Annotated in this window: 16 protein-coding genes; 8 read left to right on the top strand and 8 right to left on the bottom strand. The window is 67.9% G+C overall.

Annotated features, from left to right (window positions below; genetic code table 11):
- Positions 1–58 precede the first annotated feature (58 nt).
- The gene (mfd, locus tag LQD00_RS20885; RefSeq protein ID WP_232719234.1) at positions 59–3,634 is read left to right on the top strand and encodes a transcription-repair coupling factor; all 3,576 of its coding nucleotides are present in this window, start codon (positions 59–61) and stop codon (positions 3,632–3,634) included.
- A gap of 87 nt (positions 3,635–3,721) precedes the next feature.
- The gene (locus tag LQD00_RS20880; protein ID WP_232719233.1) at positions 3,722–4,627 is read left to right on the top strand and encodes a MazG family protein; all 906 of its coding nucleotides are present in this window, start codon (positions 3,722–3,724) and stop codon (positions 4,625–4,627) included.
- A gap of 82 nt (positions 4,628–4,709) precedes the next feature.
- Here the strand turns inward: LQD00_RS20880 and LQD00_RS22800 are convergent, their stop codons facing one another.
- From LQD00_RS22800 to efeU, 5 genes are all read right to left on the bottom strand, one after another.
- The gene (locus LQD00_RS22800; protein WP_269785261.1) at positions 4,710–4,832 is read right to left on the bottom strand and encodes a hypothetical protein; all 123 of its coding nucleotides are present in this window, start codon (positions 4,830–4,832) and stop codon (positions 4,710–4,712) included.
- A complete protein-coding gene (locus tag LQD00_RS20875) occupies positions 4,829–5,107 on the bottom strand; it encodes a hypothetical protein (protein WP_232719232.1) in 279 nt (92 codons plus the stop codon). Before LQD00_RS20875 ends, LQD00_RS22800 begins: the two co-directional genes overlap by 4 nt.
- A 217-nt stretch (positions 5,108–5,324) precedes the next feature.
- Positions 5,325–6,650, bottom strand: coding sequence for an iron uptake transporter deferrochelatase/peroxidase subunit (gene efeB, locus LQD00_RS20870; protein WP_232719231.1), 1,326 nt, complete (start codon positions 6,648–6,650; stop codon positions 5,325–5,327).
- A complete protein-coding gene (efeO, locus tag LQD00_RS20865) occupies positions 6,647–7,855 on the bottom strand; it encodes an iron uptake system protein EfeO (protein ID WP_232719230.1) in 1,209 nt (402 codons plus the stop codon). Before efeO ends, efeB begins: the two co-directional genes overlap by 4 nt.
- On the bottom strand, positions 7,852–8,814 hold the full coding sequence (gene efeU, locus LQD00_RS20860) for an iron uptake transporter permease EfeU (RefSeq protein ID WP_232719229.1): 963 nt from the start codon (positions 8,812–8,814) through the stop codon (positions 7,852–7,854). Before efeU ends, efeO begins: the two co-directional genes overlap by 4 nt.
- A 293-nt stretch (positions 8,815–9,107) precedes the next feature.
- On the opposite strand from efeU, the gene LQD00_RS20855 reads away from it, so the two are divergent.
- From LQD00_RS20855 to LQD00_RS20830, 6 genes are all read left to right on the top strand, one after another.
- Positions 9,108–9,878: a lytic transglycosylase domain-containing protein gene (locus LQD00_RS20855; protein ID WP_232719228.1), complete on the top strand. Its 771-nt coding sequence runs from the start codon at positions 9,108–9,110 to the stop codon at positions 9,876–9,878.
- Positions 9,879–10,004: 126 nt separating this feature from the next.
- Positions 10,005–11,288 (top strand): phosphopyruvate hydratase, encoded by a 1,284-nt coding sequence (gene eno / locus LQD00_RS20850; protein ID WP_006867450.1) that lies wholly within the window; start codon positions 10,005–10,007, stop codon positions 11,286–11,288.
- A gap of 12 nt (positions 11,289–11,300) precedes the next feature.
- A complete protein-coding gene (locus LQD00_RS20845) occupies positions 11,301–11,999 on the top strand; it encodes a septum formation initiator family protein (protein WP_232719227.1) in 699 nt (232 codons plus the stop codon).
- Positions 12,000–12,010: 11 nt separating this feature from the next.
- The gene (locus tag LQD00_RS20840; RefSeq protein WP_232719226.1) at positions 12,011–12,541 is read left to right on the top strand and encodes a DUF501 domain-containing protein; all 531 of its coding nucleotides are present in this window, start codon (positions 12,011–12,013) and stop codon (positions 12,539–12,541) included.
- A complete protein-coding gene (locus LQD00_RS20835) occupies positions 12,538–13,485 on the top strand; it encodes a Ppx/GppA phosphatase family protein (RefSeq protein WP_232719225.1) in 948 nt (315 codons plus the stop codon). Before LQD00_RS20840 ends, LQD00_RS20835 begins: the two co-directional genes overlap by 4 nt.
- A gap of 27 nt (positions 13,486–13,512) precedes the next feature.
- On the top strand, positions 13,513–13,686 hold the full coding sequence (locus LQD00_RS20830) for a hypothetical protein (RefSeq protein WP_232719224.1): 174 nt from the start codon (positions 13,513–13,515) through the stop codon (positions 13,684–13,686).
- Between the two features lie 119 nt (positions 13,687–13,805).
- Here the strand turns inward: LQD00_RS20830 and LQD00_RS20825 are convergent, their stop codons facing one another.
- The 3 genes from LQD00_RS20825 to LQD00_RS20815 all read right to left on the bottom strand — a co-directional run bounded on the left by LQD00_RS20825 (position 13,806) and on the right by LQD00_RS20815 (position 16,255).
- Positions 13,806–14,306, bottom strand: coding sequence for a DUF4395 domain-containing protein (locus tag LQD00_RS20825; protein ID WP_232719223.1), 501 nt, complete (start codon positions 14,304–14,306; stop codon positions 13,806–13,808).
- A gap of 104 nt (positions 14,307–14,410) precedes the next feature.
- On the bottom strand, positions 14,411–14,908 hold the full coding sequence (locus LQD00_RS20820) for a hypothetical protein (RefSeq protein ID WP_232719222.1): 498 nt from the start codon (positions 14,906–14,908) through the stop codon (positions 14,411–14,413).
- Between the two features lie 126 nt (positions 14,909–15,034).
- Positions 15,035–16,255 carry a fatty acid desaturase family protein gene (locus tag LQD00_RS20815; RefSeq protein WP_232719221.1) on the bottom strand — a complete coding sequence of 407 codons (1,221 nt, stop codon included), beginning with the start codon at positions 16,253–16,255 and terminating at the stop codon, positions 15,035–15,037.
- Positions 16,256–16,262 lie beyond the last annotated feature (7 nt).

The raw sequence follows: 16,262 nt of genomic DNA, 5'->3' as shown, positions 1-16,262 counted from the left end.
AGGCGAGCGCGGTCGCCCGACTCCACTGCTGTCATCGGGGCCCAATACAATCGAGCGAGTGTCGACGCCCCGTGCCCTGTCCGGTCTGGCCGCGCTCGCGTGTGCGGACAAATCCTTCCGCGAGGTGCACGAACGCCGTGCCGAACGTCGCCTCGACATCACTGCGCCCGACGCGGCCCGGCCGTTCCTCGTCTCCTGTCTGGCCGCAGGCTCCGACGCCCCGCTGCTGGTCGTCTCGGCCAACGGCCGCGAGGCCGACGACCTGACGGCCGAGCTGGCCGAACTGCTCGACGATCCCGATGCGGTGGCCCAGTTCCCCTCGTGGGAGACCCTTCCGCACGAGCGGCTGTCGCCGAGCGCGGACACCGTCGGCCAGCGCCTCGCGGTCCTGCACCGTCTCGCCAATCCCGGTGACAACCCGCTACGGGTCGTGGTCACCACGGTCCGCTCGCTCGTGCAGCCGATGGCGCCGGGCCTGGGCGAGGTCGCCACCGTCACCCTGCGCGAGGGCATCGAGGTCGACTTCGACGGCCTGCTCGCCCAGCTCGTCGAGATGGCCTACGAACGTGTGGACATGGTCGGACGCCGCGGTGAGTTCGCGGTCCGCGGCGGCATCCTCGACGTCTTCCCGACGACCGCCGACCACCCGGTCCGCGTCGAGTTCTGGGGTGACGAGATCACCGAGATCCGGGCGTTCTCGGTCGCCGATCAGCGCAGCCAGCCCGAGGTAGACGCCTCCGAGGTCCGCATCCACCCGGGTCGCGAACTGCTGCTGTCCGAGAAGGTGCGAACGCGCGCAAGCGATCTCGCGGCGGAGAATCCCAACGACACCGCGCTCAACGAGATGCTCGCCAAACTGGCCGAGGGCATTCCCGTCGAGGGGATGGAGGCGCTCATCCCGGCGCTCGTCGACGGCGAGATGCAGCTCCTCACCGAGGTCGTCCCCGACGGGACGCGGGTGCTCATCCTCGACCCCGAGAAGGTCCGAACCCGCGCGGCCGACCTGTCCAAGACAGGTGCGGAGTTCCTCGAGGCGTCCTGGACGGCCGCGGCGATGGGTGCGAACGCACCGATCGACCCGCGATCGGGGACCGGCATCGACCTGCAGGCCAGCGCCTACCGTTCGCTCGGCGACGTGCGCGAAGCGACACTACAGGCCAAGCGGCCCTGGTGGACGCTGTCACCGCTGTCCACCGGGAGCGGGAACGAACTGGAACTCGACCTCGCCCCCGGACCCGCACCGCGCGGCGACGAGCGCGAGATCGCGGCCACGTTCGCCCAGCTGCGGGCCCACGTGTCCGACGGCAAGACCGCCGCCATCGTCGTCACCGGCAAGGGCACCGCCCAGCGCGTCGGCGAGCGGCTGTCCGAGGCCGAGGTCCCGTATGTCATCGCCGAGCCGGGGCATCGTCCCGAACCGGGCGAGGTCGCGGTCTTCGGTGCCACGCTGCGCAACGGAATCGTCTGTGCCGACGCCGGACTCGTGGTGGTCACGGAGGCCGACCTCACCGGTACCCGCGTCGCGAACGTCCGCGACGGACGCAAACTCCCGGCCAAGCGCCGCAACCAGGTCGACCCGCTGGCGCTGACCGCCGGCGACCTCGTCGTGCACGACCAGCACGGCATCGGCAAGTTCGTCGAGATGATCGAACGCACCGTCTCGGGTGCTCGGCGCGAGTACCTCGTCCTCGAGTACGCATCGAGCAAACGCGGTCAGCCGGCCGATCGGTTGTACGTGCCGATGGACGCACTCGACCAGCTGTCCCGGTACGTCGGCGGCGAACAGCCGTCGTTGTCCAAGCTCGGCGGGTCGGACTGGCAGAACACCAAGCGCAAGGCGCGCAAGGCCGTTCGCGAGATCGCGGGCGAGCTCGTGCAGCTCTACGCCGCGCGCCACGCCGCCCCGGGACACGCCTTCGGGCCCGACACCCCGTGGCAGCAGGAGATGGAAGACGCCTTCGACTTCACCGAGACGATCGATCAGCTGACCGTCATCGCCGAGGTCAAGGCCGACATGGAACGTCCGGTCCCGATGGACCGCGTCATCGTCGGCGATGTCGGCTACGGCAAGACCGAGATCGCCGTGCGCGCCGCGTTCAAGGCCGTGCAGGACGGCAAGCAGGTCGCCGTCCTCGTGCCGACGACCATTCTCGCGCAACAGCATCTGCAGACGTTCACCGAGCGGATGAGTGGTTTCCCGGTTCGGGTGCGCGGGCTGTCGCGCTTCACCGACCCCAAGGAATCCCGCGAGATCACCGAGGCCATGGCCAAGGGTGAGGTCGACATCGTCATCGGCACCCACCGCCTTCTGCAGACCGGTGTCACCTGGAAAGACCTCGGTCTCGTGATCGTCGACGAGGAACAGCGTTTCGGCGTCGAACACAAGGAGCACATCAAGTCGCTGCGTACGCACGTCGACGTGCTGACGATGTCGGCGACGCCGATCCCGCGCACCCTGGAGATGTCGATGGCCGGCATCCGCGAGATGTCGACGATCCTCACCCCGCCGGAGGAGCGCCATCCGGTGCTCACCTACGTCGGCGCCTACGCGCCGAAACAGGTCGCCGCCGCGATCCGCCGTGAGTTGCTCCGCGACGGCCAGGTGTTCTACGTGCACAACCGGGTCTCGACCATCGACAAGACGGCCAAGGACATCGCCGCGATGGTCCCCGAGGCGAGAGTCGTTGTCGCCCACGGTCAGATGGGTGAGGATCAGCTCGAGCGCACGGTGTCGGGATTCTGGAACCGCGAATACGACGTGCTGGTCTGTACGACCATCATCGAGACCGGTCTCGACATCTCCAACGCCAACACGCTCATCGTCGACCGCGCCGAGAACCTCGGTCTGTCGCAGCTCCATCAGTTGCGCGGACGCGTCGGCCGTAGTCGCGAGCGCGGTTACGCCTACCTGCTCTACAGCCCGGACCGGCCGCTGACCGAGACCGCCTACGACCGCCTCGCGACGATCGCGCAGAACAACGAACTCGGCGCCGGTATGGCCGTGGCGCTCAAGGACCTCGAATTGCGCGGCGCCGGAAACGTTCTCGGGGCCGAACAGTCCGGTCACGTCGCGGGCGTCGGTTTCGATCTCTACGTGCGGCTCGTCGGCGAGGCCGTCGAGGCGTATCGCGCTGCGGCCGACGGCAAGCCCGTCGAGACCCAGGAGACCGGGGAGGTGCGGATCGACCTGCCGGTGGACGCGCACATCCCGGTCGAATACGTCGACTCCGACCGTCTGCGTCTGGAGGCGTACCGCAAGCTGGCGTCGGCCACCGACGACGCCGCGGTCGACGCGGTGCTCGTCGAGCTCAACGACCGCTACGGTCCGCCGCCGGTCGAGACGACGCGTCTGGCGTCGATCGCCCGTCTGCGTCTGCGGTGCCGCGAACGCGGCATCACCGAGATCGGGCTGGCCGGGCAGGGCGTCAAGATCTCGCCGCTGCCGCTCCTCGACAGCGAGCAGGTGCGTCTGCGCAGGCTCTACTCCTCGGCGACCTTCCGTGCGACGACGTCGGTGGTCACCCTCCCGATCCCGCGGACCGGGGGAGTGGGATCGGCCCGGCTGCGCGACGACGAGCTCATCGAGTACCTCACCACGTTCCTGACGCAGCTGAAGCCGGAGCCGAACGGCTGAGCCGGTTGTCGGCGAGGCGGGCGGCGTCGACGGGTTCGGGGGTTAGGTTGATGGACAACAGGGGGGTCGAGAAAGGGCGTACGACGAATGACGGTGGTGCTGCTGGACCCGGCACGGCCCGACCTGATCCCCATCCGGGCCCGCGCGTGGCTCACCGGACCGGTGAAGGTCACCGAGGACGTGCCCGCCAGTCTCCTATGGGAGTTCGACCACGTCGACGCGGTGTTCGACGAGGTGCTCGCTGAGACACCCGTCGACTCCGTACTGGTGAGCACCAACGCCGATCACCCACTCGTCCGCGCCCGTCTCGCCCGCGGTGAGCAGGTCATCACCGCGGCGAAGGTGTCGGGGATGGCCCTGCTCGACTCCGTCGCCCTCATGGACACCCTGCGCCGCAACGGCCCGTGGGAGAGCACCCAGACCCACCACTCGCTGCGTCGCTACCTCCTCGAGGAGGTCTACGAGCTGCTCGACGCCATCGAGGCCGGCGACCAGGTCGAACTGAGGGAAGAACTCGGGGACCTGTTGCTGCAGGTGCTCTTCCACGCGCGCATCGCCGCCGACGATCCCGAGGCGCCGTTCGACATCGACGACGTCGCCCGCAGCTTCACCTCCAAGGTGATGGGCCGTACCCCCGGCGTGCTGTCCGGTGCCCACGCCGACCTCGAGACCCAGATCCGCGAGTGGGAGGAACGCAAGGCCGCGGAGAAGAAGCGCGGCTCCGTCCTCGACGGCGTCGCGACGACGCAGCCGTCGCTGGCCCTGCTGCAGAAGATCCTCGAACGACTCACCGCGGCGTCGTATCCGGTGGACACCATCCCGGCCGAGACGTGGACCGTCACCGTCACGGCCGGCGACGACAGCATCGAGGCGCAGGCCCGGGACAAGGCCCTTGCGCTCATGGCGTCGGTCCGCGAGGCCGAGGGTCGCGCGAAAGAGCGTGGCATCGAACTGAATTCGCGCGAGGCCTGGGAGAGTGTGCTGCCAGACTGATGGGTTTCGCTCACCGAATCCGTTCCCGCTCACGCAAATTGGGTGAGCGCGAACGGATTTCGTGAGCGACGCGCTTGGCGTGCTACCGGGGCGTCACCGCGGTGCGCATGACCCGCAGGGCCGGGCGGTTCCCTCCGGCAGCGGCCTCGGCGGTGAGTTCGATGGCTCGCGTCAGGAACCCTTGCTGTGATGCGTTCTCGCTCATGCGCTCATCTCTACTCTGGTTCCGATGTCGGACGCGAGGGCGGCGTCGACGAGGAGGCGGGCGGTCACGAGATCCTGCAGGCCGATGCCCACGGAGTTGAACAGGGTGATGTCGTCGTCGCTGCGTCGGCCGAGTCGGGGATCGACGATCACGTCCCCCAACTCGACGGTGACGGCGTCCTCGGCCAGGTGTCCTTCGGAGACCGCGAGCAGGACGTCTCCCGACTTGGCCAGCGCGGTGGCGCGACTGTCGACGACGAGTCGGCCCGTGCCCATGCCGGGCCCGTCGATCGCGCGGGTGTGCTCGACGGCGAGGGTGCCCGCCCCGATGAGGCCGAGGGTCGAACTCGTCGGTGCACCTCACCAAGAGCCGCCGGCGGGGTGGGGCCTGAGGGCGGACCCGACTTCCCGCTTGCCGGTTTTCTTCCCGCGTGGCAGGCCTGACCCGCGGGAGGGAGTTGTCCGGGCGGGAAGGAAACCCGCACGCGGGAACTCACTCGAAAAGCCGCTGCCCCCACCATTCGCCGCGCTCCAGACCCGGCGGGATCGCGAAGTTCGCCGAGCTGTTGGGAATCAGGTACTCGGTCATGGCGTCCTGCCGGGACAGGACCTGCTGCATGGGCACGAACTGTTTGCCGGTGTCGCGGTTGAAGGCGATGAAGAACAGGCCGGCGTCGAGGTGGCCGAAGCCGTCGGACCCGTCGGTGAAGTTGTAGCCGCGGCGCAGGATCTGCACCCCGCCGAGGTTGTCCGGATGTGCCAGCCGCACATGCGAATTCTTCGGGATCATCGGTGTACCACCCGAGGTGATCATGAAATCGGGCTCGTCGAACTCGCCGGTCTTGCCCAGCGGGGCGCCGGCGCGTTTGGTGCGGCCGATGATGTGTTCCTGCTCGAACAGGTTGGCCCGGTCCCACGGTTCGATGTCCATCCGGATGCGGCGGGCGACGAGATAGGTGCCGCCGGTCATCCACTGGGCGGCCGCCGGGTTGTCCTCGGGGCGCACCCACACCCAACGGTCGAGGAGGTCGGTGTCCTCGGCGCGCAGGTTCGCCGTTCCGTCCTTGAACCCGAACAGGTTTCGGGGTGTGTCCTGGGACTGCGTCGTCGACGCCGTCCGGCCGAAGCCGAGCTGCGACCAGCGAACGGCCATGACGCCCACCGCCATCCGGGCCAGGTTGCGGATGGCGTGCACCGCGACCTGCGGGTCGTCGGCGCAGGCCTGCACGCAGATGTCGCCGTATGACCGTGCGGGGTCGATCTTCTCGGCGGCGAACATCGGCAGGTCGACGAGCGCCGGCGGTCGACGGTCGGCGAGACCGAAACGGTCGGGTCGGTCAGGGGCCGACGCGCTGGGGCCGAACAAACCCGGACCGAAGCCGATCGTCAGCGTGAGGTGAGCGGCACTCAGCCCCAACGCTTCTCCGGTGTCGGCGGGCGGTGTGTACTCGCCGAGACCGGTGGCGCCGTCGGGCTCGGTCTCCTCGCCGCGGGTCATGCGTTCGGCGGCCTCGGTCCAGCGGCGCAGCACGGAGACGAGTTCGTCCCGGTTGTCGGTGACCACGTCGAAACTCGCGAAATGCAGACGATCCTGCGCGGCGGTGACGATCCCGGCCTGGCGTGGACCCCGGAACTCGACGACATGGTCGGCGGCAGGTGCCGGGGTCGTGGCACGGCCGACGGCCACCCCGCCCGCGGCGACGAGCAGGCCTGCGCCGGTCCCGCCGAGGATCGCACGACGTGACAGACCACGTCGCGTCGTACGCCTCTCGGGTTCGGCGGGCTGTGCGTCGTCGGGGCGGGGGGCCGGATCACTCATTGCTGCAACACGATTCCTGGTACCTGGGACAGGGTGGCCGACAGCGCGTCGATCTGATTCGACAGTTCCTTACGCTGTTCGGGCGTGACCTCGGTGTAGGACACGTAGCCGTCACCGTCGCGGTATTTGTTCACCGCGTCGCGCGCCGTCGTGAACTGCGCGGTGATCTTGTCCATCAGCGCCTGGTTCTTGGCGGCGATGATCGGCTGCATCGTCGCGATCGCCGTTTCCGACCCGTCGAGGTTGGCCGCGATGTCCCACAGGTCGGTGTGGGAGTACCGGTCCTCTTCACCGTCGACCTTGGTGGCGGCGACCTCGTCGATGAGAGCCTGCGGGCCCTTGACGAACGACAGTGTCTCGAACTCGAAGTCCGGCTTGTTGACCTCGTCGCGGAGCTTGGTCACGTTGGCGAGCAGTCCGTCGGCGATCTCGGCGATGGCCTGCGGATTGTCGGTCTCCTTGGCGTTCGCGGCATCCGAGGGCGTGATCTGGCCGGGTGCGTCGCCGATCTCGGCGGGCTGCGGCGGCCACAGGTACCGCTCGAGGCGGTGGAAGCCGGTGAACGGCTGGGTGCCGTCCTCGGTGTCGTCCCAGCGCATGTCGATGGCCGGGTCGAGGTCGGGGAACGACTCGGCGACCGGTTCGATCCGCTCGTACGGCGTGCGGGTGAGACCGAACTGCGCACGCGCGGCGTCGAGATCGCCCTTCTTGATGTTGTCGACGAAGGACGTCGTCTGTGCGTGCAGCGTGTTCAGCTGGTTGCGCACGTAGTCGAGGTACTGCGCCTTGGCGGCCGTGACGTCGGCGGGGACGTCGGCCTTCTCCTTGCGTTCACCGCCGACCGTGAGCTCGGTGCGGATACCGGTGCCGACCATGCCGGGCTTGCACGCCACGGTGTAGGTGCCCGGCTCGACGATCTCGACCGTGAGATTGCCCGAGAGCCCGGGGCCGATGTTCTCGACCTCGCCGAGGACACGGTTGTTGTTGCCGTAGACGTAGAACTCGGTGACCTTGTTGCCGGAGTTGGTGATCGCGAAGTCGACGTTGCCGGTCGTCGCGTCGGTGGTCGCGAGATCGCAGGCGTCGGCGGTCGAGGTCACGGCGATCGCATTCTCGGCGTCGGACTTCTCGGTGCAGCCGGCCAGGAGAATGGGGACGATCACCACCGCGGCCGCACCGGCGGCCACCACGGTTCTACGGTTCACTGAGCATTCCTTTCGGGGGCGGACTCCGCGGGCGCGGCGCTCTCGTCGGGGGTTGCGGTCTTCTGCGCGGCGGCCCGATGGCTCGCGCGTTGACGCCGGAAGAAGATCGTCGTCACGACGACCACGTAGACGATCCAGGCGATCACCTGTAGGACAGTCGGATCGGGTCGCACGTTGAAGATGCCGCCCAGGACGGTTCCGTACCAGGACGAGGCGTCGTAGGTGCCGGAGACGTCGAAGGCGATGCTGTCGTGGCCGGGCAGCCAGCCCACCGTCTGCAGCGCGCGGACACCGTAGGTGAGGATCCCGGCGGCGACGATGATCAGGAACAGACCCGTGTAGGTGAAGAACACCGAGAGGTTCAGGCGGATGGCGCCGCGGTAGATCAGCACGGTCAACACGATCGCGGCGACGATTCCGACGACGAGGCCGAGCAGCGGCCACAGGCCACCGGACACGCTCTCGGCATACCCGACCATCAGCAGGGCGGTCTCGAAACCCTCACGGCCGACGGCCAGGAACGACAGGCCCAGCACCGACGCACCACCGGCGAGGAGCGCCTTCGACATCCCGCTCTTGAGGTCCGCAGAGATATGGGAGGAGGCCTCGCTCATCCATAGCACCATGAACGTCACGATCGCGACGGCCACCAGCGACGCGACGCCGGCGATGGTCTCGGCGGCGAGCGGCGTCATCGTCGAGGTGCCGAAGTGGATCACGAGGAACACCGCGACCGTCATGGCGACCGCGGCACCCACGCCCGCCCAGATCCACTTCAGGGCGTCCCGGCGGTCGGTTTTCACGACGAAGGCGACGAGAACCATGACGACGATCCCGGTTTCGAGTCCTTCGCGGAGTCCGATGAGCGCGCTACCGAACATCTGCGTCCAGACCGACGGGCCACCGTCGGCGGCAAGCACGTGAACGCCGCTCGAGGCGAGTGCCGTGAGGTCATCCATTCAGTTCGTCCGTCTCTCGGCGCGACCGACGCCGATGGCTCAGTAAGGCTAGCCATACAGAGACTAGACCTCGGGCCGGAGACCGCGTAGGGCACATGGGCCCAGCGGACCTGCGAGTCTCCGGCTGTCGCAGGTGCCCGGGGCGTCGGGAACCGAAGCCGGCCGCCGACAGTTGTCCCCTGTGACCGGGTCGCTGTGTGTTGCCGAGGCGAGCACGCCGCGGCATGTGCGATCGTGGTCGATCGGGCGAGCAGCGGCTCGCCCCGGATCTTCAGACAGGAGTGGAACGGGGAATGCGTGTGTTGGGCCGGGGGCGGAACCGTCGCTCGTGGAGGAACGGGCTGGTGGCGGGCGCTGTGGCGATCGCCTCGACGGTGCTGCTCTCCGCATGCATCGATCTCCCGTCGCTGAACAGGCCCGACATCCCCGAGGGCATCCCGCCCGGCGCGGGTGTGCCGCAGCCCTACATCGACATCAATGCGCCCGGGCGCACCGCCGACAAGATGCATGAGTGGGCCGAACCCATCGCGGAGTCGACCGGCATCCCGATCGTGTCCCTGCAGGCCTACGGCAACGCCGCGGAGATCCAGCGGCAGCAGCACCCCGAATGCGGCATCGCGTGGACCACGCTGGCCGGCATCGCGGGCGTCGAGAGCAAGCACGGACGCTACCGGGGCTCGAGCGTGGCCGAGAACGGCGACGTGAGCCCGCCGATCCGCGGCGCACAGCTCGACGGCACCAAGGGCAACATGGAGATCCGCGACACCGACGGGGGCGCCCTCGACGGTGACCCCACCCACGATCGCGCGATGGGGCCTTTTCAGTTCATCCCCGAGACGTGGAAGCGCTACGGCGTGGACGCCAACGGCGACGGCGTCCCCGACCCGGACAACATCGACGACGCGGCGCTGTCCGCCGCCCGCTACCTGTGCGTCTCCTCGGGCAACGACATGACCGTCGCCGAGGGGTGGGAGAAGGCGGTCCGCACGTACAACAACTCGATGGCCTACGTCCTCGACGTGCGCGATCACGCCAACGCCTACTCGATCAACGTCCGTTTCTGAGCCCGGGGCCGGACGGCTGCAGCCGTACCACGAGACCTTGTCTCGTGGGCCGTGGATGCAGCCACTACTCTTTGACCTACCGACCGGCATCACAGCCGGCACGTCCACCGAGATTGGGGTTCAGCCGTGGCAATCATCGAGCAGGTAGGTGCGCGCGAGATTCTCGATTCGCGGGGAAACCCGACGGTCGAGGTCGAGGTCGTCCTGGACGACGGCACCTTCACCCGCGCCGCCGTTCCGTCGGGCGCTTCCACCGGCGAACACGAGGCCGTCGAGCTCCGTGACGGCGGCGAGCGGTACCTGGGCAAGGGTGTCACCAAGGCCGTCGAGGGTGTCCTCGGCGAGCTGGCACCCGCGGTGATCGGCATCGAGGCCGAGGAGCAGCGTCTCGTCGACCAGGCACTGCTGGACTGCGACGGCACCCCCGACAAGAGCCGCATCGGCGCCAACGCGCTGCTCGGTGTCTCGCTCGCGGTGGCCAAGGGCGCGGCCGAGTCGGCCGGTCTGCCCCTGTTCCGCTACATCGGCGGCCCCAACGCCCACATCCTCCCGGTCCCGATGATGAACATCATCAACGGCGGGGAGCACGCGGACAACGGCATCGACTTCCAGGAGTTCATGATCGCTCCGGTCGGCGCCCCCACCTTCAAGGAAGCCCTCCGCTGCGGCGCCGAGGTCTACCACGCGCTCAAGTCGGTGCTGCACAAGCAGGGTCTGAACACCGCGCTCGGCGACGAGGGCGGCTTCGCCCCCGATCTGCCGAACACCGAGGCCGCGATCGCCGTGATCGGCGAGGCCGTCGGTAAGGCCGGCTACAACTTCGGCCGTGACGTCGTCATCGCGCTCGACGCCGCGTCGACCGAGTTCTACTCCAACGGCGTCTACAAGCTCGAGGGCAAGGAGTTCGACGCCGACGCCATGGTGTCGTTCTACGAGAAGCTCATCAGCGACTACCCGATCGTGTCGATCGAGGACGGCCTGTCCGAGGACGACTGGACCGGTTGGGCCAAGCTGACCGAGTCGATCGGCGACAAGGTGCAGCTCGTCGGCGACGACCTGTTCGTCACCAACCCCGAGCGTCTCGAAGAGGGCATCTCGAAGGGCATCGCCAACGCGCTGCTGGTCAAGGTGAACCAGATCGGCACGCTGACCGAGACCCTCGACGCCGTCGCCCTCGCGCACAACAACGGCTACAAGTCGATGATGAGCCACCGGTCCGGTGAGACCGAGGACACCACCATCGCCGACCTCGCCGTCGCCTGCAGCTGCGGACAGATCAAGACCGGTGCGCCCGCACGTTCCGAGCGTGTCGCCAAGTACAACCAGCTGCTGCGCATCGAGGAGGGTCTCGGCGATGCGGCACGCTACGCGGGGGACCTCGCCTTCCCGCGTTTCTCGTTTGGTTCGTGATTAGCTGTCTTCATGGGTTCGGAGCGACGTCACCGCGGTGACGGGCGTCAGCGTGCGCGTGATCGGAAGGCCGATCCGCGCGCACGCGACGCCCGTCGCACGCGACGGCACGATCGGTCCGGACGTCCGGCTCGGCCTGTCGCACCGGTCTCGGTTGTCGAGACCGGTGAACAGGAGCTGATCTCCGACGCCTCTGAGGACACCGCAGCCGAAGCCCAGGAGACCGCGACCGACACCGCTGCACCGTCGGCTGAGCGGGTTCGCCGCCCCCGGCCGAACGCGTCCCGGAACCGGATGCGGTCCGGACTGAGCGCTCGTCTGCGCCGCTTCGAGATGACCCCGGCCACGGTGGCGACACTCGTCATCACGGTCGTCGTGGTGTGCGTCGTCGCCCTGACGCTGGCGATGCCGCTGCGGACGTACTTCAGTCAGCGGTCGGAGTTCCGCCAGCTGACCGCGTCGAACGAACAGCTGCGGCGCGAGGTCGCCGACTACCAGCAGAAGGTCAACGAGCAGAACGACCCCGCCTACATCGAGGCCCAGGCGCGGACGCGTCTGCAGTTCGTCAAGCCAGGAGAGATTCCGCTCGTGATGTTGTTCCCCGCCGACCAGGCCCGCCGCGAGGCTGCCGAACGTGCCGAGGAGCGCGCCCGCGCACCCTGGTACGGCAACCTCTGGGACACCCTGTCGACTCCGCCCGCCGCGCAGTGAGGTCAGAGACCGTGAGCGTGTCAGAAGAGGACCTCGCGACCGTCGCAGCGCAGCTGGGACGCGAGCCGCGCGGGGTCATCGAAATCAGTTATCGCACTCCCGACGGCCAGCCCGCCGTCGTCAAGACCGCGCCGCGGCTGCCCGACGGCACGCCGTTCCCGACGCTGTACTACCTGACCGATCCACGGCTCACCGCCGAGGCCAGTCGTCAGGAGTCGGCGGGCGTCATGCGGGGGATGACCGCGCGGTTGTCGTCCGATCCGGAGCTCGCGGCCGCCTATCGTCGTGCGCACGAGGACTACCTCGCCGAGCGCGACGCCATCGAGTCATTGGGCACCGACTTCACAGGCGGCGGTATGCCCGACCGGGTGAAGTGCCTGCATGTGTTGATCGCGCACTCGCTCGCGAAGGGGCCGGGTCTCAATCCGTTCGGCGACGAGGCGGTGGCTCTCGCGGCCGCAAACGGCTTGCGGGGCACCGCGATCCCGGCCGACTGGCCCGACACACTCCCGCCGACGGAGACCCCCGGAGACAACGCGTGACGATCGTCGGCGCCGTCGACTGCGGAACCAATTCGATCCGTCTCCTCGTGGCCCGGGCGGGCGACGACGGCCGCCTCGTCGACCTGCATCGCGAGATGCGCGTCGTACGACTGGGTTACGGCGTCGACGCGACCGGACAGTTCGCCCCGGAATCGATCGAACGCACCCGGGTCGCGCTCGCCGACTATGTCACCACGATGGAATCGCTCGGCGTCGAGAAGGTGCGTATGGTCGCCACCTCGGCGACACGCGATGCGTCGAATCGCGACGAGTTCTTCGCGATGACCGCCGACCTGCTGAGCTGCGTCGCCGACGGCGCCATCGCCGAGGTCATCTCCGGGGACGAGGAAGCACGACTGTCCTTCCGCGGGGCCGTCGGCGAATTGGACCCTGACAGTGGGCCTTTCGTGGTCACCGACCTCGGGGGAGGCTCGACCGAGGTGGTGCTCGGCGACACCGATGGCGTCCACGCCGCGTACTCGGCGGACATCGGGTGCGTGCGTCTGACCGAACGCACCCTGCCTTCCGATCCGCCGACAACCGAGGAGATCGCCGCCGCCCAGGCGTTCGCCGCCGAGCGACTGGCCGAGGCCTTCGCGCGGGTGCCCGTCGAGCCTGCGCGGACGTGGGTCGGCGTCGCCGGGACGATGACGACGCTCGCCGCACTCGGCGCCGGGCTGACCGAGTACGACTCGGAGAAGATCCACCTCTCCCGCATCTCGCTGGCCGACCTCGACCGCGTGTGCTGGAACCTCGTCCACATGACCCGCGCCGACCGCGCGGCTCTCGGGCCGATGCACCCCGGTCGCGTCGACGTCATCGGCGGGGGATCGCTGGTCACTCTCGAACTGGCGAAGGTGCTGGCCGAACGCGCGGGCATCAACGAACTCGTCGTCAGCGAACACGACATCCTCGACGGGATCGCACTCGGCATCCTGGACTGACGGACCGGTCCCGATAGGATGTGACGCATGGCATACAACCTGCGTTGCCCCTGTGGCGAGTCCATCACCGCCCTCGAAGACGACTTCGTCCCCAAGGTCCAGGCCCACCTCGCGGCCGAACACCCCGGCCGGGACTACAGCGAGACCGAGATCATGATGATGGCGATGACCGTGCCCGATCGCTCGGTGAAATCCGACTGACCCTTCGAGACGCCCTCCGCACGCTTCGGGTTCCTCAGGGAGCAGAGAAACCCACCCTTTATCGCCAGATCCACCACCCGAGCGGGTGGTGGATCTGGCGAAAAAGGGTGGGTTTGCGGCTAGGCCGCGGCTGCGGGGTTGCGCAGCGAGATGTTGTTGCAGGCCTCGCAAACAGACTCGGGGATGATGCCCGCGCGCTGGAGGAAGCCGAAGATGGTGCAGCCGAGGCAGAATCCGAAGACCGACTCGAGGGTCGCGGCGAGGATCAGGACGCCGGTGACGATCTGGGCGGCCAGACCGAAACCGAAGAGGCTCAGCACGAACGCCGTTCCGCTGACCACCAGGCCGATGGTCTGCGCGAAGCGTTTCGGCGGGCCGGGGACCAGCTTCTCCTTGCGGACGATCTTCGGGACGATGAACTTCACCGACAGCTGTCCGAAGGGGGAGAGTGTCGGGCCCGACGCCACACGCAGCGCGAATCCGAGGACCAGCAGGCCGTACAGGATCAGGTTGTTGACCGCGACCGCGATGACGGCCAGCACGACGACCAGGCCGGCCGTCGTGCGGGCTGCGTAATCGTTCACGGGGTTGGGAAAGGTGAGAACCTCACGCACCGACATCGACAGAACCTCCATGAACTAGGAAAACCAGGACCAAGCTACGGGTGAGTCCGCCGTTTGGCAAAGGTTGTATCCACCCAGATCTCAAGAGGGTGAGCGTCGTCTCACAAGTGATCGATGTCGGGGTCGATGCGGGGTTCCTCAGCGGCGATCTCCCGCGGGTCGTCGACGTCGGGCTCGTCCTGGTCGGTCACGCCGCCGTCGTTGGGGAGTTCGGCCTCCCGGGAGACCTCTCCCTCCTGGTCGATGCCGGCCTGCTCGCCGACGTCGATGCGATCGGGGATCTCGTCCATGTCCACTCCTGTCACTTCTCGTGCCTGCTCGGACTCGGAAAACGGCTGGGACAGGTCGACGTCGTTGACCGTCTCGGCATAGGCGAACTCGGCGTCGACGATTCCCCACTCGCGGTCTTGGGCGAGGTCGGCCTTCGCCTTGCGTGCGGCCTCCCGCATCTCGAACCCGTCGGTGACGATCTCGCCGATCTCGCGGGTCACCCCGGCGACGGCGCCGGTGATGATCGTGGCGATACGACCCACGTGCGTTGCCGTGGACTCGATCAGCTCCTGCATCAGGTCCTTGTTCCGTTCGATGCTGTCGACCATCTGTGACCCCCTGGGTTCTTAAGGGTGTTGCCCCGCGTGTGCCTGTCCGTGCGCGCCGGTGAAAACGCGACTGGTCCCGAGGTTACCCCCGGGACCAGTCGGTCAAACGATTCTCAAATGCACAGGTCAGGCGGCCGACGCGGGCTTCTCACGTTCGACGATGACGGTGAGGTCGTCGTCGTCGCGGCTCATCCAGTTCGGCAGCGACAGCTTCGCGATCTTCTTCCAGGTCGACGCCAACTGGTGGCTGAGCGACCCGGTGTTGTAGGGCAGGCCGTAGCGCTCGCAGATCTCCTGCACCTCGGCGGAGATCGTCGGGTAGCGGCTTGCCGGGATATCCGGGAACAGGTGGTGCTCGATCTGGTGCGACAGGTTGCCGCTCATGATGTGGAACAGCGGGCTGCCGGTGATGTTCGCCGAGCCGAGCATCTGGCGCAGGTACCACTGGCCGCGGGTCTCGTTCTCGCACTCCTCCGCGGTGAATGTCTGTGCACCGGTGGGGAAGTGGCCGCAGAAGATGATCGAATACGTCCACACGTTGCGCACCAGGTTGGCGGTCGCGTTGCCGATGAGGGTCGGGACGAACAGCGGTCCGGTCAGCGCCGGGAAGACGACGTAGTCCTTGAGGACCTGTCGACCGGCCTTTCGCCACATGCCCTTCACCAGGCCCTTGATGTCACTCCACTTGCGCTTGCCCTGGATCACGTTCTCCGCCTCCAGGTCGTGGAGCATGACCCCCCACTCGAAGAGGAGCATGAGGGCGGTCGCGTACCCGAGGTTGCCCAGGTAGTAGGGATTCCACTTCTGGTCACGCGCCATCCGCAGGATGCCGTAGCCGATGTCGCGGTCCTCGCCGAGGATGTTGGTGAACGTGTGGTGCAGGTAGTTGTGGCTGTGCTTCCACTGGTCGGCCGGGCACACGGTGTCCCACTCGAATTCGCGGGAGTTGTAGGTGTCCTCGCGCATCCAGTCGTACTGGCCATGCATCACGTTGTGGCCGATCTCCATGTTGTCGAGGATCTTCGACACGGAGAGTGCGCCGACGGCGGCGATCCAGGCCGGCGGGAAGAACCCGAGGTACATCAGTGCGCGGCCGCCGATCTCGAACCCGCGCTGGGCGCGGATCACCGAGTACAGGTAGTCGCGGTCCTTCTGCCCGAGGTCGGCGACGATCCGGGAGCGCAGTTCGTCCAGGTCACGTCCCAGCGCCTCGACCTGTTCGTAGGACAGGACGACGGTGTTGGGATCGGCGGCAGCCGTCTCGGCGGTGGTGTTCTCGGCCTCGAGGAGGGCCGGGAGGTTATCGGTGGGCGCGGGACGGGTGTCCTTGGCGATGTCGATGGTCATGCTGTGC

The sequence above is a fragment of the Gordonia metallireducens genome, assembly GCF_021245825.1.
In the GTDB taxonomy this organism is placed as follows: Bacteria; Actinomycetota; Actinomycetes; order Mycobacteriales; family Mycobacteriaceae; genus Gordonia; species Gordonia namibiensis.
This window is presented reverse-complemented; position numbering and strand designations above follow the sequence as displayed.